The sequence below is a fragment of the Pseudomonas fragi genome (assembly GCF_900105835.1).
Lineage (GTDB): Bacteria > Pseudomonadota > Gammaproteobacteria > Pseudomonadales > Pseudomonadaceae > Aquipseudomonas > Aquipseudomonas fragi.
The window spans coordinates 4,983,575-5,003,850 of record NZ_LT629783.1 but is presented as its reverse complement, the minus strand read 5'-3'; the positions used below and the strand labels follow the sequence as shown (position 1 = coordinate 5,003,850).

General features: G+C 59.4%; 15 protein-coding genes. 5 read left to right on the top strand and 10 right to left on the bottom strand.

Translation table 11 applies throughout. The annotated features are described in order from the left end of the window. Positions 1-215: 215 nt before the first annotated feature. Positions 216-1,292 carry an S-methyl-5-thioribose-1-phosphate isomerase gene (gene mtnA, locus BLU25_RS23045; RefSeq protein ID WP_016780242.1) on the bottom strand — a complete coding sequence of 359 codons (1,077 nt, stop codon included), beginning with the start codon at positions 1,290-1,292 and terminating at the stop codon, positions 216-218. Between the two features lie 107 nt (positions 1,293-1,399). On the opposite strand from mtnA, the gene BLU25_RS23040 reads away from it, so the two are divergent. The 4 genes from BLU25_RS23040 (at position 1,400) to BLU25_RS23025 (ending at position 4,943) form a co-directional block, all read left to right on the top strand. Beyond that, positions 1,400-2,731 (top strand): TRZ/ATZ family hydrolase, encoded by a 1,332-nt coding sequence (locus tag BLU25_RS23040; protein ID WP_016780241.1) that lies wholly within the window; start codon positions 1,400-1,402, stop codon positions 2,729-2,731. A 63-nt stretch (positions 2,732-2,794) separates the two neighbouring features. Beyond that, a complete protein-coding gene (gene ubiG / locus BLU25_RS23035; protein ID WP_016780240.1) occupies positions 2,795-3,493 on the top strand; it encodes a bifunctional 2-polyprenyl-6-hydroxyphenol methylase/3-demethylubiquinol 3-O-methyltransferase UbiG in 699 nt (232 codons plus the stop codon). A 3-nt stretch (positions 3,494-3,496) separates the two neighbouring features. Continuing rightward, positions 3,497-4,168 carry an N-acetylmuramic acid 6-phosphate phosphatase MupP gene (gene mupP, locus BLU25_RS23030; RefSeq protein WP_029611332.1) on the top strand — a complete coding sequence of 224 codons (672 nt, stop codon included), beginning with the start codon at positions 3,497-3,499 and terminating at the stop codon, positions 4,166-4,168. A gap of 34 nt (positions 4,169-4,202) precedes the next feature. Beyond that, positions 4,203-4,943: a YciK family oxidoreductase gene (locus BLU25_RS23025; protein ID WP_016780238.1), complete on the top strand. Its 741-nt coding sequence runs from the start codon at positions 4,203-4,205 to the stop codon at positions 4,941-4,943. A 73-nt stretch (positions 4,944-5,016) separates the two neighbouring features. On the opposite strand, the gene BLU25_RS23020 is transcribed toward BLU25_RS23025, so the two are convergent. The 7 genes from BLU25_RS23020 to BLU25_RS22990 form a co-directional block, all read right to left on the bottom strand. Next, positions 5,017-5,769, bottom strand: coding sequence for a TenA family transcriptional regulator (locus tag BLU25_RS23020; protein ID WP_016780237.1), 753 nt, complete (start codon positions 5,767-5,769; stop codon positions 5,017-5,019). Between the two features lie 78 nt (positions 5,770-5,847). Continuing rightward, entirely contained in the window at positions 5,848-8,307 is a 2,460-nt protein-coding gene (locus BLU25_RS23015) for an EAL domain-containing protein (protein WP_029611330.1), read from the bottom strand. Positions 8,308-8,446: 139 nt separating this feature from the next. Further along, the gene (locus BLU25_RS23010; protein WP_371838049.1) at positions 8,447-10,228 is read right to left on the bottom strand and encodes an ABC transporter ATP-binding protein; all 1,782 of its coding nucleotides are present in this window, start codon (positions 10,226-10,228) and stop codon (positions 8,447-8,449) included. A 28-nt stretch (positions 10,229-10,256) separates the two neighbouring features. Continuing rightward, positions 10,257-10,892, bottom strand: a complete 636-nt coding sequence (locus BLU25_RS23005) for a DsbA family protein (protein ID WP_083369850.1) — start codon at positions 10,890-10,892, stop codon at positions 10,257-10,259. 1 nt (position 10,893) lies between these two features. Beyond that, entirely contained in the window at positions 10,894-11,832 is a 939-nt protein-coding gene (trhO, locus tag BLU25_RS23000; protein WP_016780233.1) for an oxygen-dependent tRNA uridine(34) hydroxylase TrhO, read from the bottom strand. A gap of 114 nt (positions 11,833-11,946) precedes the next feature. Continuing rightward, on the bottom strand, positions 11,947-12,243 hold the full coding sequence (locus BLU25_RS22995) for a BolA family protein (protein ID WP_016780232.1): 297 nt from the start codon (positions 12,241-12,243) through the stop codon (positions 11,947-11,949). 11 nt (positions 12,244-12,254) lie between these two features. Further along, positions 12,255-12,770 (bottom strand): DUF2059 domain-containing protein, encoded by a 516-nt coding sequence (locus tag BLU25_RS22990; protein WP_016780231.1) that lies wholly within the window; start codon positions 12,768-12,770, stop codon positions 12,255-12,257. A 192-nt stretch (positions 12,771-12,962) separates the two neighbouring features. On the opposite strand from BLU25_RS22990, the gene BLU25_RS22985 reads away from it, so the two are divergent. Continuing rightward, on the top strand, positions 12,963-14,357 hold the full coding sequence (locus BLU25_RS22985) for a class II fumarate hydratase (RefSeq protein ID WP_016780230.1): 1,395 nt from the start codon (positions 12,963-12,965) through the stop codon (positions 14,355-14,357). On the opposite strand, the gene BLU25_RS22980 is transcribed toward BLU25_RS22985, so the two are convergent. Together BLU25_RS22980 and pap are read right to left on the bottom strand one after the other, a co-directional pair. After that, on the bottom strand, positions 14,354-18,553 hold the full coding sequence (locus tag BLU25_RS22980; RefSeq protein ID WP_016780229.1) for a dermonecrotic toxin domain-containing protein: 4,200 nt from the start codon (positions 18,551-18,553) through the stop codon (positions 14,354-14,356). The genes BLU25_RS22985 and BLU25_RS22980 overlap by 4 nt on opposite strands. 90 nt (positions 18,554-18,643) lie before the next feature. Further along, positions 18,644-20,179, bottom strand: a complete 1,536-nt coding sequence (pap, locus tag BLU25_RS22975) for a polyphosphate:AMP phosphotransferase (RefSeq protein ID WP_016780228.1) — start codon at positions 20,177-20,179, stop codon at positions 18,644-18,646. Positions 20,180-20,276: the final 97 nt, after the last annotated feature.

Here is a 20,276-nt window from a genome sequence, read left to right as displayed (position 1 = left end):
GAAGGCGATTTGAAGGCTCGGCAACCAATCCTGCGGGGCGCTACGAGAGCAATACCTTGCGTAGCAGTTGCCGAAGGAACGAGGCTGCGTTCGGCGACGCAGTCGTCGTAAATTCAGGCCCTGCGGTATTTCAGGCAAACTATGCCCTCAGGTTTTACGACGGCTTTGCCGCCGGACGCAGCCTCGTTCCTTCGGCAGCTGCTACAGATTGGGGTTCAGTGCAACCGCTTGCGACACATCAATTGCGCCATTTTGGCCGCGTCGGGACGTTCGATCACTCCCTTCTCGGTAACAATAACGTCAATCAGGTCGGCCGGGGTCACGTCAAACACCGGGTTGAACGCCTGCACATCAGCACCCACGCGCTTGCCACCCACTTCCAGCAGCTCACGGCCGTCACGTTCTTCAATCGGGATGTCATCGCCCGTGGCCAGCTCCATGTCGATGGTCGAGCTCGGAGCCACCACCATAAAGCGCACACCGTGATGCATGGCGTTGACCGCCAGCTGGTAGGTGCCGATCTTGTTCGCCACATCGCCATTGGCAGTGATGCGGTCAGCCCCGACGATCACCCAGGTCACGCCCTTGGTTTTCATGATGTGCGCCGCTGCCGAATCAACATTGAGCACCACCGGGATGCCCTCGTTGGCCAGTTCCCACGCGGTCAGGCGCGAACCCTGCAGCCAGGGCCGGGTTTCGTCGGCATAGACCTGCTCGATCATGCCTTCAAGCCAGGCCGCACGAATCACCCCCAGCGCTGTGCCAAACCCGCCTGTCGCCAGCGCACCGGTGTTGCAGTGGGTCAGCACGGCCTGGGCATTGCCCTGGTGACGGCGAATCACATCAACGCCCAGCTGAGCCATGGTCAAATTGGCTTCACGATCACTTTCATGGATGGCCACCGCTTCGGCCTCAAGCACCTGCAGCACATCGGCGCGGGTCCGGGAACGGGCCAGCCGGTCACGCATGCGGTTCAACGCCCAGAACAGATTGACCGCCGTGGGGCGCGAGTCCGCCAGCAGGGTAAAGTCCTCTTCCAGCGCAGCCAGCCAGTCACCGCCCGCCGCCTTGCGTGCACGCGCCGCCAGCACCACACCGTAGGCCGCCGCGATACCAATCGCAGGCGCGCCACGCACGACCATGTCGCGAATGGCCTGTGCAACACCGTCTACCCCGGTGTACGCCAGCCAGTTCTCTTCAAAGGGCAAAATGCGTTGATCCAGCAGATACAGGGCGTCGTCCCGCCAATCGATGGCCTTAACCTTTTCCGCAGCCAACAGTCGATCGCGCATGCCTTCCCCCATTACCCGGTAACAAAGCGGCCGATTATAGCGAGCCCACCCTCAAGACGCTCGGGTATACTTCGCCTCCTTTTATAACGCACTGGAATCAGTTTTCGATGCCGACCCCGACCATGACCCTGGACTTACTGCTGCTACCCACCTGGCTGGTGCCTGTCGAGCCGGCCGGTGTTGTACTCAAGGATCACGGCGTTGGCATCCGCGACGGGCGCATTGTGTTTATCGGCCCGCGGGCTCAAGCGCTCAAGCTGGTTGCCACGCAAACCCGCGAACTGCCCGACATGCTGCTCAGCCCCGGGCTGATCAATGCCCACGGCCACGCCGCCATGACCCTGTTTCGCGGCATGGCCGACGACCTGCCACTGATGACCTGGCTGGAGCAGCATATCTGGCCGGCCGAGGCCAAGTGGGTCGATGAAGACTTCGTGCGCGACGGCACCAACCTGGCGATCGCCGAGCAAATCAAGGCCGGCATCACCTGCTTCAGCGACATGTATTTCTACCCGAAAGTCGCCAGTGAGTGCGTACACAACAGCGGCATTCGCGCCCAGATCGCCATTCCGATTCTCGATTTTCCGATTCCCGGCGCCAGTAACGCGGACGAATCCTTGCGCCAGGCCGTCGAAATGTTCGCCGACCTCAAGTTTCACCCGCGAATCAAAATTGCTTTCGGCCCCCATGCGCCCTACACCGTAGGCGACGAAAACCTGGAAAAAATCCGGGTCATTGCCGACGAACTGGACGCCGCGATCCACATGCACGTTCATGAAACCGCTTTCGAGGTGCACCAGGCAGTCGAGCAGAACGCCGAACGCCCTGTGGCCCGCCTCGCCCGCCTGGGCTTGCTCGGCCCACGCTTTCAGGCCGTACACATGACCCAGATCAGCGATGACGACCTGGCAATGCTGGTAGAAAGCAACTCCAGCGTGATTCATTGCCCCGAATCCAACCTTAAACTGGCCAGCGGCTTCTGCCCGGTGGAGCGCCTGTGGCAGGCCGGGGTCAATGTGGCGGTGGGCACCGACGGTGCCGCCAGCAACAATGACCTCGACCTGCTTGGCGAAACCCGTACCGCCGCCTTGCTGGCCAAGGCCGTTGCAGGCTCGGCCACCGCGCTGGATGCCCACCGCGCACTGCGCATGGCCACCCTCAATGGCGCGCGCGCCCTGGGCATTGAAAGCGACACCGGCTCGATCGAAATCGGCAAGGCCGCCGACCTGGTAGCCTTTGACCTCAGCGGCTTGGCCCAGCAACCGGTCTACGATCCGGTTTCACAACTGATCTACGCCACAGGCCGCGATTGCGTGAAACACCTGTGGGTGGGCGGCAAGCAACTGCTTGATGATCGCCGCCTGACCCGCCTGGACGAGCAGCAACTGTGCGCCACAGTCAGGGCCTGGGGCGAACGCATAAGCAGCCATACTCATTGATTCAGTACCTTCGGGCCTGCGCCCGAAGCTTTACCAGATTATTCAGCTTTAGAGGACTTACCCATGAGCAACGTTGACCACGCCGAGATCGCCAAATTCGAAGCGCTAGCCCATCGCTGGTGGGACCGTGAAAGCGAGTTCAAGCCGCTGCACGACATCAACCCGCTGCGCGTCAACTGGATTGACGAGCGCGTACAACTGGCCGGCAAAAAAGTGCTCGATGTAGGGTGTGGCGGCGGCATTCTCAGCGAGTCGATGGCTCAGCGCGGTGCAACCGTCATGGGCATCGACATGGGCGAAGCCCCGCTGGCCGTGGCGCAACTGCACCAGCTTGAGTCTGGCGTCAGTGTTGAATACCGCCAGATCACCGCCGAAGAACTGGCAGAAGAAATGCCCGGTCAGTTCGATGTGGTCACCTGCCTGGAAATGCTCGAGCACGTGCCTGACCCGTCGTCGGTGATTCGCGCCTGCTACAAGATGGTCAAGCCAGGTGGCCAGGTGTTCTTCTCGACCATCAACCGCAACCCCAAGTCCTACCTGTTCGCGATCATCGGCGCGGAATACATCATGAAGCTGATCCCACGCGGGACCCACGACTTCAAGAAGTTCATCCGCCCTTCCGAACTGGGTGCCTGGAGCCGCCAGGCCGGCCTGAGCGTCAAGGACATCATCGGCCTGACCTACAACCCGCTGACCAAGCACTACAAGCTGGCTGCCGATGTTGACGTCAACTACATGATCCAGACCCTTCGCGAGGAGTAATACATGCGTTTAAGAGCAGTTCTTTTTGACATGGACGGCACCCTGCTCGACACCGCGCCGGACTTTATCGCCATTTGCCAGGCGATGCGCGCCGATCGTGGCCTGCCACCTGTCGCCGACAAACTGATCCGCGACGAAATTTCCGGCGGTGCACGCGCAATGGTCGCCGCGACCTTCAGCATGGACCCAGAGGCACCTGGCTTCGAAGAACTGCGCCAGGAGTTTCTGGAACGCTATCAGCGTGATTGCGCAGTACACACCAAGTTGTTTGACGGCATGGAAGAGCTGCTGGCCGATATCGAGAAAGCGCATCTGGTATGGGGCGTGGTCACCAACAAGCCGGTGCGTTTTGCCCAGCCGATCATGGAGCGCCTGGGCCTGGCCGAACGTTCGGCGCTGCTGATCTGCCCCGACCACGTCAAAAACAGCAAACCGGACCCTGAGCCGCTGATCCTGGCCTGCAAAATGCTCGACCTGGACCCGGCCAGCGTGCTGTTTGTGGGCGACGACCTGCGCGATATCGAATCCGGGCGCGATGCCGGGACCAAAACCGCCGCCGTGCGCTTTGGCTATATCCACCCTGACGACAACCCTGATCATTGGGGGGCCGACGTAGTAGTCGACCACCCGGGCGAATTGCGCAAGGTGCTGGATAACGCGATGTGCAGTTGCTGAGTCGCGCACGATCACCGATTTTGTAGAGGTTTTTATGTTTGATTATTCCGCCCGCCCCAACCTGCTTGAGGGCCGGGTCATTCTGGTCACCGGCGCCGGTCGCGGCATCGGCGCCGCAGCCGCCAAGACCTACGCCGCCCACGGCGCAACCGTATTGCTGCTGGGCAAGACCGAAGCCAACCTTAGCCAGGTCTACGACGAAATCGAGGCCGCCGGCCACCCGCAGCCGGTGGTCATTCCGTTCAACCTCGAAACCGCCCAGCCCCATCAGTACGACGAGCTGGCCGCGATGATCGAGACCGAGTTCGGCCACCTGGACGGGTTGCTGCACAACGCCTCGATCATTGGCCCGCGCACGCCGCTGGAACAGCTGTCGGGCGAGAACTTCATGCGCGTAATGCACATCAACGTCAACGCCACGTTCATGCTCACCAGCACCCTGCTGCCGCTGCTCAAGCTGTCGCAGGACGCCTCGGTGATCTTCACGTCCAGCAGTGTCGGGCGCAAAGGCCGGGCTTACTGGGGCGCCTATGGCGTTTCCAAGTTCGCTACCGAAGGCTTGATGCAAACCCTGGCCGACGAGGTCGAAGGCGTAGCCCCGGTGCGCGCCAATAGCATCAACCCCGGCGCTACCCGCACCAGCATGCGCGCCTTGGCGTATCCGGGCGAAAACCCCGAGAACAACCCACAGCCACACGAGATCATGCCGGTCTATCTGTACTTGATGGGCCCGGACAGCACCGGTATCAACGGCCAGGCGTTCAACGCGCAGTAACAGGGCCGCAAACAAAAAACCGCAGGCTGCCAGTGAGGCCGTCCGCGGTTTTTTTATGCCCTCAAAACGCTGTTCAGCTCTCAACCAGCTCCCGATGCTCACGCACCACGGCGGCCTTGTCGAACAACAGGCAACTCTGCAGAAACAGGTACATATAGTCATAGCTCTTGCAGATGGCCTTGCGCAGCTCAGTGATCTGCGCCTGGCTGGGGTTCATGCCAACCAGGGTGCAGACAATCTCCAGCGCCTCCCAGGGATGCTCGTCATCATACTGGGCATGCATCTTCAACCATTTCATCGCACGCTTGCGCTCATCAACCGCAAACGATTCCTCATAGATATCGGTTGAGCAGACAATCGCCGCCCACTCACCCACGGCGCCCTCGATGGCGTAGTTGGTGGCCGCCATTGCCACGGCCAGCGAATCCTTGGAGCAACTGTGCCAGCACCAGTCATTCAGCGCCTGAAACTCGGCAGGCAGGTCCTGGGCATTGAGGTCTTCAAGGCTCACCCCGTGCGCCCGCGCCCAGTTGACCCAATAATCGGCATGGTTGAGCTCGACCCGGATATTGCGAATCAACCAGCGGCGGGCCATGTCTTCGCCCGGGTGACGGCCGTAGCGGGTCTTGCCCAGGTTATGCCCCATATACAGCGAAAACTGCTCGACCACCGGCCAGCCCCCCACAAGAAACATGCGCATGGCCCGGGGACTCAAGGTGTTGTCACGCATGCGCTTGTAGATCTCGTGCTTGACTGCACGCCGCTTGCTTTCGCTACAGTCCCGAATCAACTGCTGGGCCCACTGGGGGTAACTGGTTTCCTCCATAAGAGGCCCTGTTCGGTCGAAGACTTCACTCACAATCCAAATCCTTTTTGATAATAGACTTTAGAAATGTAGAACAGATCAACGCAATGTGCCCGGGGACTTCAATGTTAACGCCCGGGCGCGCTGGGGGCGCTGCAGCAAACTGTCAAAGGTGAACAACTGTGGGCGTTGCACAATATAGCCCTGAGCATAATCAACGCCAATTTCAATCAAGGCCTGTTCAATTTGCGTGCTTTCAACAAATTCGGCAATGGTGCGTTTGCCCATGACATGGCCAATATGATTAATCACTTCAACCATCGCCCGGTTGATAGGGTCGTCCAGCATGTCCTTGACGAAACTGCCGTCGATCTTCAAAAAGTCGACGGGCAGATGTTTCAAATAGGCAAATGAGGACATCCCCGCGCAAAAATCATCCAGCGAAAAGTGACAACCCAAGGTTTTCAGTTCATTGATAAATCGGATGGCATTGCCCAGGTTGGCAATGGCACTGGTTTCGGTAATTTCAAAACAAATCAGTTTTGGAGAGACGCCGTAACAGTCAAATTGTTCATGCAAAAACGCCAGAAAGTCATCATCGCCAATGGTGGAACCAGACAGATTGATGGCACACATAGCCATTGGCCGCCCACCCGCCTGGGCTGAACACTCAGCAATGATCTTGAATACATTTTCCACCACCCAGCGGTCTATCGAACTCATCAGGCCATAGCGTTCTGCCGCAGGAATAAAACTGTCAGGGAACACGATACGGCCGTTTTCATCCTGCAGGCGCAACAGAATCTCGATATGCCCGCCCCCATCCTGCACCGGCCCCAGGGGAGTGATTTCCTGGGCATACAAGCTGAAGCGGTTTTCTTCCAGGGCGACATGCAAGCGCTGCACCCAAGCCATTTCACCAAAGCGCAGTGACAGCTCGGTGTCATCCACATGGTAAACCTGCACCCGGTTACGGCCCTTTTCCTTGGCCATATAGCAGGCCATGTCTGCCGCCCGCATCAGGGATTCAAGAGTGACCGGGGCTTGATGGATATGCACCAGGCCAATGCTGATGGTGCTCATGAACGGGCGCCCCTTCCAGGCAAAATGCAGGCTTTGCACCGCCTGGCGCAGGCCGCCGGCGATTTTTTCCGCCATCTCCACCGGGCAGTTTTCCAGCAGGATGCCGAACTCATCGCCCCCCAGCCGGGCCAGGGTATCGCCTTCACGCAAGTCGGTGCGCAGCAGTACGCAAATATGCCGTAACAGCTCATCACCTGCCGCATGTCCGCAGGTGTCATTGACCAGTTTGAACTGGTCCAGATCAAGAAACATCAGGGCATGCCGGCCCTGCTGGCGACCAAGGTTCTTGAGCACCAGCTCCAGGCGGTATTCGAACTCACGACGGTTGGCCAGCCCGGTCAGCGCATCATGGGTCGCCTGCCAGGACAGATTGGCGATGTACTGGCGCTCCTGGGTCATGTCATGCAGCACCAGTACTGCGCCGCTCACTTCCCCGGCATGAAGGATCGGTGCGCCCACCAGGGTAACCGCGACCGTACTGCCATCCATGCGCTGGATCTGCCTGGAGTGCTCGCGATTGTTGTTCAACTGCCCGTCGAGGATGCGCTCAACCAGCCCGGGGCCTTCGTCCTGATCATTGTCGTCGAGCAGTTTGAACAACGCCGCCAGGGTCACGCCCTGCGCCTGCTCGGCCTTCCACTGGGTCAATTGCTCGGCCGCGGGGTTCATGTAGGCAATCGCGCCTTTGACGTCGGTGGTGATAACGCCATCGCCAATCGACGCCAGGGTGACTTGCGCCCGCTCCTTCTCCAGTTGCAGCGCCTCGGCAAAGGCACGACTCTGCTTGAGCACTTTATGCGTACGCTTGAGCACCAGCAGGATCAGCGCCAGCGCCGTGGCCAGGTTGATGACCACCAGCAACCGCCAGATAAAGCGCGAGCCTTCACCCAGGGCATCGCTGAAGGCCTTGGCGGAAGGTGCAATGCCCTCATTGATGGCGAAAATTTTGTCTTCCCAGCGCTGGGAATCCGTCGCTGTGGCCTTTCCGGAAATAATGGCCCGATGCATCTCCTCGGCCAGATTGTCGAGCTTGACCAGGTAGGCATCACCTATTGCCCACTTCTCAATGGCAGTTTCCATATAACTGACATGACGGAAGTAGCGATAGAACCAGATAATGCTTGAGGCATCCTCGGCACTGTTGCCGCCCTGCAGGATGCCTTCGCGGGCTGCAACTTCATTGGGCGGTGATTCATCCATCGCCAGGCGCAACTTGTGGTCACCCCGGGGGACACTGATGGCCTGTTTATATTTTTCGTAATACACCGGGTCATGGGTATCGGAATACAGGTAGAGAAAGTAGATGGCGTCCTTCTGACCCTTGGACCATAAACTCTCGCCGCCCACATAACTGCGCACGGCTGAAAGCATATACAAACTCACACACCCCAATAACGCCTGGAACAGCACGACCGCAATAAAAGGCCAAACAATGCCCAATAAGCGTGGTGTACCAAGGGGGCGTTTAGATTTCATGAGTTCCCTTTGCTTCATGGAGTCAAATGAAAACCAGAGAGAAAATCTCACTACAGCTCAGCCTAGGCCAATTTTCAAAGATTTGAGCAATGCGTATTGCCCAAAATTTTCAAAAGGCCCGCAAAGACAACTCCCCACCTCAGGTTTGTTGCAAGTGCCCGTAGAGCCTTGCGTATAGCCCGCCCTCTGCAATCAACTGCTGGTGATCGCCGTCTTCGGCAATACGGCCACCATCAAACACCAGCACCCGGTCTGCCTGTTTTACCGCAGACAAGCGATGGGCAATGATTAAAGTTGTTCGCCCGCTCAAGAATTTACCCAAAGCGTGATGCAGGTTGTATTCGGTGGCGGCATCCAGGGCACTGGTGGCCTCGTCGAGGATCACGACCTTGGGTTCGGCCAGGACCATGCGCGCAATCGCCAGGCGCTGACGCTGACCACCGGACAAGCGCACCCCCGAGCGCCCCACGATGCTGTCCAGGCCCTGGGGCAGCGCCGCGATGGTGCCATCGAGCTGGGCGATTTGCAGGGCCTGCCAGCACGCGTCATCGGTTCGCTCACGGCCCATGGTCAAGTTGGCACGCACGGTGTCGTTGAACAGCGCCGGGTGCTGCAACACCACTGCCACATGCTCGCGGATGGTTTGCAGGCCGATCTCGGGCTGGCTCGCGCCGGCAAAATGGATGCTGCCCGACTGCGGCGTGTACAAGCCCAGCAGCAATTGCACCAGGGTGCTTTTGCCGCCGCCGCTGGTGCCGACTATGGCCACCTTCTCGCCAGGAGCAATGGTCAGGTTGAGGTGATCGAGCACCTTTTCATCGCCATAGCTGAAGCTCAGGTCGCGAACTTCGATACCGACCGTCTGTCGCCCCGTAAACGGGTTGGCACCACCGGGGTATTGCGGCTCGTCGCTGCGTGCCAGCAGTTGGTTGATGCGGGTAACCGCACCATCGGCGGCATAGTAGGCATATTGCAAATTGAGCAATTGCTCGACCGGGCCGATCATGAACCACAGGTAACTGAACACGGCGAGCATCTGCCCGATCGACAGGTCCGAAAACAACACCGTCAACATCGCCGCAGCGCGAAAGATGTCGATACCGAACTGGAACAACAAGCCGCTGGCACGATTGGAAGCATCGCTCTTCCATTGCGACGCCACGGCAAAGTCCCGCACTTCCCGCGCCCGCAACCCCAGGCGCCCGAGGAAAAAGCCCTGGCGGTTGCCGGCACGCACTTCCTGGATCGAGTCCAGGGTCTCGGTCAGGGCCTGGGTAAAGCGCGCCGTGCTGTCATTTTCAAGTTTTTTCAGGTGCTTGACCCGCTTGCCCAACTGCACCGTGGCGTAGATCACCAGCGGGTTGAACAGCAAAATCAACAGTGCCAGTTGCCAGTGCATCCACAGCAAGATTGCCGAGGTGCCCACCAGCGTCAGCACCGCCACCAGGAACCGGCTCAGGGTTTCGCCAACAAACTTGTCGAGCGTATCGAGGTCGGTCACCAGATGGGTAGTCACCGTGCCACTCCCCAGGCTCTCGTACTCGGACAGTGAAATGCGCTTGAGGCGTTCGATCAGGCGCAGGCGGATACGAAACACGATGTCCTTGGCCAGACGCGAAAACAACCGCGCCTGCAGCACGTTGAACAGCAACGCGCCGCAGCGCAGCAACAAGGTCACCACCAGCATCAGGCCGATATAGCCAGCAGCACTGTGCCAGGCGGTCGGTAGCCAGTGGTTCATGACTTTCAGCGCTACATCACCGTTGCCCAGCAGCACCTCATCCACCAGCAAGGGCAGCAGCAAGGGGATGGGCACGCTGCACAGGGTCGCCAGCACGGCCACGCCGTTGGCGATCCACAGGGCTTTTTTATGGCGCAGGGCCAGGCGCCGGATCTCACCCCAGGTCAGGCGATCGGGCACCGGGGATACAGGCGGCACAGCCGAAGGATCAAACACGCGCAGCGCGTTCAAGCCAGCGGGCGAGCAAGTCAGACAGGGGTGCAAGGGGCTGATAGCCGTTGGTCAGCAGCGCCAGCTGGCCATTGCGCTCGGCGAGCAAGGTCGGGAAGCCGGCAATGCCCAGATCCTGCACCCAGGTAATATCCGCCGCTGTCGCCGCATGCTGCTCGGCCGAGTCAAACGCGGCAGCAAATTCGATACGCGGTACACCAGCAGTTTCGGCCAGCTCAACCAGCACACTGGCTTGGGTCACATCGCGGCCTTGCACATAAAACGCCTGCTGTATCAGCTTGACCAGTTTCCAGGCGCAATCCGGGGCAAGGCTACGGGCGGCGACAACGGCCCGGCAGGCAGGCTCGGTGTCATACATAAAACCTTCGGGCAAGGCCCCTTCGAAGGTGAAGGGTTGCCCGGTGGCCTCGGTGACCGCCTGCCAGTGCTCAAGAATATAGCGCCGCGTCGCCGGCTCAAGCGCCGAACCACTGCCGGTACGCAAACCGCCCACCACCAGGTGCAGCTCAACGCCTGCGGCCTGCGCCTGCTCAACCAGCGCCTCGGCGATGGGCGAAAAGCCCCAGCACCAGGAGCACATCGGGTCCATCACATAGAGCAGGCGCGCTGTCATATCAGGCCTCGGCAGCTTTACGGTAATTGTGGCCAATCGGGTGCGGCTGGTTACGCTCCTTGGCCAGATCGATCTGCTTTTGCCGGTCGATGGCGCTGCGACGGGTTTTTTCGCTCAGCGTGTCCCAGCAATGCGGGCAGCTGATGCCAGGCTGATAATGCTCGGACTCACGGTCAGCGATGCTGATTGGCGTGCGGCAGGCATGGCACTGGTCGTACTCGCCAGCAGTCAGGTCATGGCGCACGGTGACACGGTTATCGAACACAAAGCAGTCGCCCTGCCACTTGGTTTCTTCCTGTGGCACCTCTTCGAGGTACTTCAGGATCCCGCCTTTAAGGTGGTAAACCTCGTCGAAACCCTGGCTGAGCATATAGCTCGACGCTTTCTCGCAACGAATGCCGCCGGTGCAGAACATCGCGACTTTCTTGTGCTTGGCCGGGTCGAAATTGGCTTTGATGTAGTCAGGAAATTCGCGAAAGCTGGTGGTTTTCGGGTCAATGGCGCCTTCAAAGGTGCCGATCGACACTTCGTAATCGTTGCGGGTGTCGATCAACAACACCTCTGGATCGCTGATCAGCGCATTCCAGTTCTCGGGGTCGACATAGGTCCCGACTTTCTTGTTCGGGTCTACGCCTTCAACGCCAAGGGTAACGATTTCTTTCTTGAGCTTGACCTTGGTCCGATAGAACGGCTGGTCATCGCAGTAGGATTCTTTATGGTCGATATCGACCATGCGCGGATCGGTCTTGAGCCAGGCCATCAGCCCGTCAATGCCCTCGCGGCTACCGGAAACCGTGCCGTTGATGCCTTCCTCGGCAATCAGCAAGGTGCCCTTGATACCGTTGTCGACCATGGCCTTGAGCAGCGGCTCGCGCAGCTCGACGTAATCTTCAAGGGTGACGAATTTGTACAGTGCAGCAACAACAATTGGTGCGGTCATCGTGTTTCTCTCCAGGTGGCTACCCTCGTAAAGGGTGAACCGGGCACAAAAAAAAACGCGCTGACTGATCAGCGCGCTGCGGATTCTAACAAAAAGCCAGCGGGCTGCGCTAACTCAGTCGTGTCCGCCGGCACAGGTCGGCGATGCCGGGGCCGTGCCGATTTTCGCCCATTCCTCAGGCGTATAGGTATGCAACGCCAGCGCATGGAACTCGCCCATCAGGTCACCCAGGGTGGCGTAGACCTTCTGATGGCGCTTGACGCTGTTGAGCCCGGCGAACTGCTCGCTGACCACCACTGCCTTGAAGTGGGTCTGCAACCCGCGACTGTGCATGTGGCTTTCATCCAGCACACTCAGGTGCTCGGGTTGCAATGCGCCCAGGGCCGTTTCAATACGCTGCTGCATGCTCATTCAGGCTCCGCTTACTTCTTTTTGGCCGGGGCCGCTTTTGGCTCCAGCTCGGCAGTCATGTCAGCCAACAGCTTGTTGACGACCGGCACTGCGCTTTCCAGCTTGGCCTGGGTCATTTGCGCCGATTGCTGGGTCAGCTGGGGCATTTTTTCCAGCACTTTCTTGCCCAGTGGCGACTGGTAGAACGCTACCAGGTCCTTGAGTTCAGATTCGCTGAAGTTGGTGGTGTAGAGCTTGACCATGTCCGGCTTGAGCTTGTCCCAGCCGATAGCCTGGTCCAGAGCGGTGTTGGCCTTGGCCTGGTAGGTTTCCAGCAGCGCTTTCTTGGCAGCTGGTGCTTTGGTTTGCTCAAAACGCTGAGCGAACATTTGCTGCACTTGCATATACACCGGGGTACCCAGCTTATCGGCATGTGCCAGTTTCAGGAACGTTTCAGCACTGGCAGCGTGGCTGGCTGCATCGGCGAAAACCTGGCCGCTGGCGCAAACCAGAGCAACCGCTGTACAGATGGCGCGAAGACGGGTCATCGAGTTTCCTTTTCTAGCAAGCGAGGTTCAACCCCAAGGGCGGCCATTCTGCGCCTAATAAAGTCTGTCACTCAACCCCGAGACTGATAGACGTTCTCATCAGCCGACCAAAAGCGACCAAAACACAAGATTGAACCCCTGCCCCCAATCAGCGCCTAAGCTGTCTGGTCAGACCTTGAGGAGAAAGAGACGATGAGCCGTATCGAAACCGACAGCCTGGGTGAAGTGAGCGTGGCCGATGAGGCCTATTGGGGGGCGCAGACACAGCGTTCACTGATCAACTTTGCCATCGGCAACGAAAAAATGCCGCTGGCGGTCCTGCATGCCCTGGTCTTGATCAAAAAAGCCGCCGCGCGGGTCAATGACCGCAACGGTGACTTGCCTGCCGATATCGCCCGTTTGATCGAACAGGCCGCCGATGAAGTGCTCGACGGCGAACACGACGACCAGTTCCCCCTGGTGGTATGGCAAACCGGCAGCGGCACGCAGAGCAACATGAACGCCAACGAAGTGATCGCCGGCCGCGCCAACGAACTGGCGGGCAAGGGCCGCGGCGGTAAATCGCCGGTCCACCCCAATGACCATGTCAACCGTTCGCAAAGCTCCAACGACTGCTTCCCCACCGCCATGCATATCGCCGCCGCGAAGGCCGTGCACAATCATTTGCTGCCTGCCATCAGCGAGTTGGCCGGTGGCCTGGCCGAGCTGTCGGCCCGGCACATGAAACTGGTCAAGACCGGGCGCACCCATATGATGGATGCCACACCGATCACCTTCGGCCAGGAACTGTCGGCGTATATCGCGCAACTGGACTACGCCGAACGGGCCATTCGCTCGTCCTTGCCGGCAGTTTGCGAGCTGGCCCAGGGCGGCACTGCGGTGGGCACCGGGCTCAATGCACCCCACGGCTTTGCCGAAGCGATTGCCGCGGAGCTGGCGGCGCTGTCGGGTTTGCCATTTGTGACCGCACCGAACAAGTTTGCCGCACTGGCCGGCCACGAACCCCTCACCACCCTGTCGGGCGCCCTCAAGACCCTGGCCGTGACCCTGATGAAACTGGCCAATGACTTTCGCCTGCTGGGCTCCGGCCCTCGCGCCGGGCTCGCGGAAATCAAACTGCCCGCCAATGAACCGGGCAGCTCGATCATGCCGGGCAAGGTCAACCCGACCCAGTGCGAAGCATTGTCCATGCTGGCATGCCAGGTCATGGGCAATGACGTCGCCATCGGTTTTGCCGCCAGCCAGGGGCATCTGCAACTGAACGTCTACAAACCGGTGATCATTCACAACCTGCTGCAGTCGATCCAGTTGCTGGGGGACGGCTGCAGCAACTTCCAGAAACACTGCGTGACCGGCCTTGAGGTGGACGCCGCCAAAATGGCCGAGCACCTGGAGCGCGGCCTGATGCTGGTGACCGCACTCAACCCGCATATCGGCTATGACAAGTCTGCCGAAATCGCCAAGAAGGCCTACGCAGAAGGTTTGACCCTGCGTGAGGCGGCCCTGGATCTGGGCTACCTGACCGATGCGGAGTTTGACCAGTGGGTACGCCCCGAAAACATGCTGGGCACCGGCAAACACGGCTAAAGGGCCTGCACGACCGGGCTTGGAACGCCGGCAGGGCCTGCAATCTTGAATACCATCACGCCCCTGTCAGGCGTGATGGTACCAATCAGCTTGAACAACCGACCATCGGCCTTGGCTTGAAGAACCGCAACGGCGGCGGGGTTGAAAGGCACCTCGGTGATTGAGCGTTGGGCTACGATTTCCACCCAGTCATCAGACATCATTATCGAGCTGCCGGACGAGCTGCGCTCAAAGGTTATTTTGCCCCACGAACTGCCTGTGGGCTGCAGATGCCTGATTTCCATCAGGTACACATCGCCATTGGGACCCCTGAAAACCATGCCAAAACCGATGGAACCACGCCTGTACCTGCCACCCTCAAGGCGCGTATATCCACGATTTCTCATGACCAATTGCAAGATCTTTTTCGACAGCGTGGTTCGCATGGCATGGGTCGCGATAACACCACTGCGCAATGCTGCGTAACTGTCCAGCAGAGCCATGACCTCGACATCCATTGTACGAATCAACATATGTTTGTTCAGTTGCCGCGCAACCTCCATATTGTAAATTCTCCCTGATGGCGTCGGCAGCACCGTGCGCAAACCCTGGAGCTCATCATATACAGGCGCCCAGATCGGCAGGGGCTGCTTGTTTGCCATGCTCGTCAGAGCTTCATCCAGTCGTCCTATGGGAAACTGCTGCCTGTGCAAACTCTGCTCGCACAGTCGTTCCAGCTCGAGCACATCAGGTGCACGCATGACTTGGGGATCCACTGACTTGACGATCTGGCGCGTGTAGTTGCGCAAGAAGGTATGTACTTCATACTCATGACCGCTTGCAGGCAAATCAAAGGCCTGGCGCACAAGCGTCTCCAGACGAGGGTGATCACCCAGTTGAGGGGTCAGGTGCCAGTTGCCGATGACCACCCGCTGAGTGACAGGGTCGAACACGCCGTCAGCTTCGATAAATAACGCGCTTCTTCCATCGCCTGCCTTGCCCACGACCTTCCAGGACAACTGATCGGTGTCGAGCCGGACCCGATAAAACTTGTTGTCCATCCGGACAAAGTCTTCAGCAACTTCTTCAAATATTCCGCCAACTGCAGAGCCGGGCTGATCAACGAGCCGGTAGACGCCTTCTGCAGTCAGAGTGCCCTGGGCTTGCAACCTGGCCGGATCAGCAGGGTCTATGCGGAAAATCCCATAGCCGCCCACTTCGTCCAGTTCCCGTGAGATAAACAAATCGCGCTGCCCAATCACCACCCGGTCCATCGACTCAATGCCCTGCGGCCGCACGGCAGGAAGCGGTGCCGGGGCAATCTGCGGCGGCACTTCGTAACCGGCCGGGACCTTGCGCGTGGGGGTGACCGGCGTCGAATCGACAATCACCTCGTCCAGCTCAGGAAAGGGTGAACCGCCCTTGCCCCCCACGTCGAGATGATATTCCCACTCCCCCCGGGCATTTTGCCGAACGGGAGGCTCATAGTTTTTCGGTGGGCGGGCTTTCAGGCGCAAGGTCTGCTCACCCGCACGACGGTACACCTCATACACCTTGTCATTGACCTGGATGTACATGCGCTGGTTGAGCAGGAAGACATTTTCGTTTTTACCCGTAAGCCGTACAGCATCGTAAAGCCGGACATTGACCTCATAGCCCTCAAACGCCTTGCTCTGCCAGGACTTGCCCGTACTGATCGAAGGCAACCAGTCGCCCAGGCGTTTTTTCTGCAAGGCCTTGCTGGCTCGCCGCCCCACGTCATACAGGGTGGATCCGGCCTGGCCAAGCACCTGTTCCACACGGCCAATTACTGTACCCACACCTCCCGGCTTGACCACCAGTGGTGCCAGCGTGAGGATCACTTCGCCCAGATTGAGCGTGGCAGAAAACAAAAGGCTGGCGCCAGCCTTGTAATCCCCCCGGGCAAAGGCGTCCACCGCCGCATTGGCGTCATGCCAGCCGTCATAGGCAGCGATGGCCGTTCCAATCCCCGGAAGTACCGACAAGCCGAGTTTCACATAGCCCAGCTCACGCTCCGCACTGCGCTCCAGCTGACGGCGCTGGATTTGCAGGGCGGTTCTGGACGCGATGTCGACCTGCTCCCTGAGCTTGCCCATGCGGGCCATGTACTGCATGTCCGTCAGGGTCAGGTGCGGCGCCCTGACCGGGTCAATAAGCAGGAACCCGTGGTCTGCGCTACGCAAGATGGCATTGATGTTCTGCACATTGCGCGCCGGGTCAGAACCTGCGCTGGCGCTACGCGCCAGATAGTCGAGCAGGCTTCGGTCAAGCAGCACAAGGTTGGCCAGCCGCGACCTGAGCCCTTGCAGGCTGATGTCCTCAACAAATTTCTGATTACCCGGTGCACCCGGTAAATACATCAGCGACAGTTCCGACGTTTTGTCATGCACCACCGACAAGCCTGTCAGCCCTTGCTCAGTGTAGGAACCATCACCGCGGATCGGTGAACGCAACAAGGTATAGCGATACTCAATGTCGAATTCGCCGCTGGTTGGTTGTTTGCCATTGCTGGCGCTGGTGGCGGCCTGCAGCAGCCTTAGCCCCGCTTCAGACAGATGGCCCTGCTGTCGGGCAGCCCAGGCCTCAAGGTTGATGGCCTGCCGGAACACCGCCAGGCGCCTGGCAATATCGGGAGCTCCTGGCTGGCTGCCCGCCGGCGTGCGGCCTAAAAAAGCGTCGGTGATCCTGACGTTGTAGTGCGTTGCCACATCCAGCTCAGGAAGGGTCTTGAGCAGGTACTCAAGGTCGATGCCCAGTGCCTGGGTGTCCAGGCCATCGAGCGTGAAATGGCTGTGCTTGAGGCGCAGCATCTGCTGCTCATCTTCGACATCGATATTGTGTCGGGCCAGGGCCGAGAGGCTGATGGTGTGGCGGCTGAGGCTGACGTCATCGCGCGTCGAAAAATCGGTGATCGCGATGCTTTCCGAGATATCCCCCGCCAGATGCGGGCGCTCGGGCCTGTCCCCGGTCTGCACCACCTCAACAGTCACGCTATCAGGCATGTCGACCTTGACTGCGTCAGGATTGATGGTGCGTTTGAGGTCGGCCTTGAGGCGGTCGGCCAGGTTATCGCGAGTAAACACTTCGAATGAAGGCAGGCTGTGGGCCAGGTCCTGTTCCAGCCAGGCGGCATTGCGCGCGTAGGTCATCAAGCCCCTGGCATATCCGTTACGGGCTTCGGCCGGCAGCTGCAGCAACCAGTCTGGCAATTGCCGGGTGGCCCGAGCCGTGCGCAATTGTTCTGCCACCTGATCAATGGCTTGCACACGAGCCTCATTGCCAGGCGCCATCAGGTTGTGCGCGGTTTCCAGGCGCAAGCGCTCAAGGGACTGCTCTGGCGTCGACTGGTCATACAACCATTGACCCCCTGCCAAAAGTGCGGTGATTTCCTGATAGCTGGCGATCTGATCTTCAACTCCCAGATTGAACGCGTGGCCATCCAGAACACGCAGAATCACCGGGTTGTCTTCAGCCTCAGCGCTGATCGCGGCCCGTGCGCCGGCACGGCTTTTGAGCGACACATGGCCAAGCCAGAACCCGTCCGGGTCGGCCCGCACGCTGCGGGCCAACGCGACCTTGAGTTGGGCCACCGAACCAAAGGCGTGCAAACCGCCCGCCAGCCCCGGTACAAACAGGTACACCAGTTCATCAGCCTGATGATCGTCAAGCGCCGCTTGGCGGGTCATCACCATCGCCCCCAGCAGCAGGTAGGAACGCTGCGTATTGCCCAGCGATACATCGCACACGCGCACTGTGCTGTCACCGCGAAGCGCGGACCAAGGCTCACTGACCACTTCCTTGAGCAGCTCGTAACTCTGCGCGGACAAACGGCCTTCATGGACTTGCAATTGCGCTTCGGCCAATAGCGCTCCCGATCTGCTCGCCGACAAGCGCTGCAACAGGCTCAGGCCCTCGGCGTCCAGCCGTGTCCAGAAGTCGGCGGTCAAAACCCGTGGCCCGGCGACCAGGGCATCCGTTGCTTTCAGGCTGCCCGCCAGATGGCTTTGCAGCTGCTCATGGGCCTCCCGGTAAACGCTCAATCGGCCCGGCAGCTGGGTTTCATCGCCAAGGAAAGCCAAAAGGCTCGCCTCATAACGCGCGACTTTTCGTTCGCGCAGCATGCCTGGCAAATGGGGGGACAGGCTGCCGAATGAGACATAGTCGTCAGCTTCAAGGGTATGCGAGGTTGCAGTCATAAGCGCGTTCATCCCAGGTGACCTTAAGTCACCTGATCTGAACAGAAACGCGGCAGGCATCTGCGGTAGATATATACCGCGCGCTGGGCGCTATTTTTTCTTGGGCTTTTTGTCGTTCTTGAGCTTCTTGTCGTGCTTGTCGCGCTTGGCAAAGGCCGCTTCCAGGGCCTCGTTGATGGTGCGCAGTACCTTGACCCGCGCCCAGCGCTTGTCGTTGGCTTCCACCAGGGTCCAGGGCGAGATTTCGGTGCTTGTGCGGTCAACCATGTCGCAAACCGCCGTGCGATAAAGGTCCCATTTTTCGCGATTGCGCCAATCTTCCTCGGTAATTTTAAAGCGTTTGAACGGGATTTCTTCACGCTCCTGGAAGCGTTCAAGCTGGGTTTCCTTGTCGATGGCCAACCAGAACTTGACCACAATTGCGCCAGCCGCCGTGAGCTGTTCTTCGAAATCATTGATCTCGCCGTAGGCGCGCATCCAGTCCGCCGGGGTGCAAAACCCCTCGACCCGCTCTACCAGCACCCGGCCGTACCAGGAACGGTCAAAAATGGTGAACTTGCCCCGTGCCGGCACCTGACGCCAGAAACGCCACAGATAGGGTTGCGCCCGCTCATCTTCCGAAGGCGCGGCAATCGGCACGATGCTGTACTGGCGCGGGTCGAGCGCAGCGGCCACGCGGCGGATCGAGCCCCCCTTGCCGGCCGCATCGTTGCCCTCAAACACGGCAATCAGCGAGTGGCGGCGCATGCGTTTGTCACGCATCAACCCCGACAAGCGCGCTTGCTCGGTTATCAACTGTTCCTGGTAATCGTCCTTTTCAAGGTGCTGGGTCATGTCCAGGCAGTCGAGCAGGGTCAGCTCGCCCTGTTTGTCCGGCAAGGGCGGCACCCCGGCCGGCCGGGCAGCGACCTTGGCGGTTTGCAACGCGGCTTGCAGACCGTCGAGCAGAATCCTGCCGACGGTCAGGCTACGGTAATACGGGTCCATGCCCTCGACAATATTCCACGGCGCATAATCGCGGCTGGTACGGCGGATGGCTCGCTCGCCGTAGCGCACGAACTTGTCGTAGGTTTTCGATTGCTGCCAGTCCAGCGGGCTGATGCGCCAGCTGTGCAGCGGATCGTCCTTGAGGGTTTGCAGGCGTTCCTTCATTTGTTTTTTGGACAGGTGAAACCAGAACTTGAAGATCACCGCGCCTTCATTGCAGAGCATTTTTTCCAGGCGCTCCGCACCGGCGATTGCCTGGTCCAGGACGGCATTCTTGAACAGGCCGTGAACCCGGCCCTGGAGCATCTGGCTGTACCAGTTGCCAAAAAACACGCCCATGCGGCCCTTGGCCGGCAGCTGACGCCAGTAGCGCCAGGCAGGCGGGTGGGCCAGTTCCTCATCGGTCTGGCTGTCAAAAGTGCGTACCTCGATCAGCCGCGGGTCCATCCACTCACTGAGCAGCTTGACCGTCTCGCCCTTGCCGGCACCCTCTATGCCATTGATCAGCACAATGACCGCAGAGCGCTTTTGCTGCTGCAGTTCGTACTGGGCTTCAAGCAAGGCTTCACGCAGGGCGGGAGCTTCTCTGTCGTAGGTTTCTTTATCGATGACATGACCGATTTCAGCGGATTCGAACATGGAAAGCTCCCTGGCAAGATGTCACAAGCCTAGCGGATTGCTCTGTTTTATGTAGCAAGAAACCACGCAAACCTGTCATGGATCAGTCCCGGCCTGA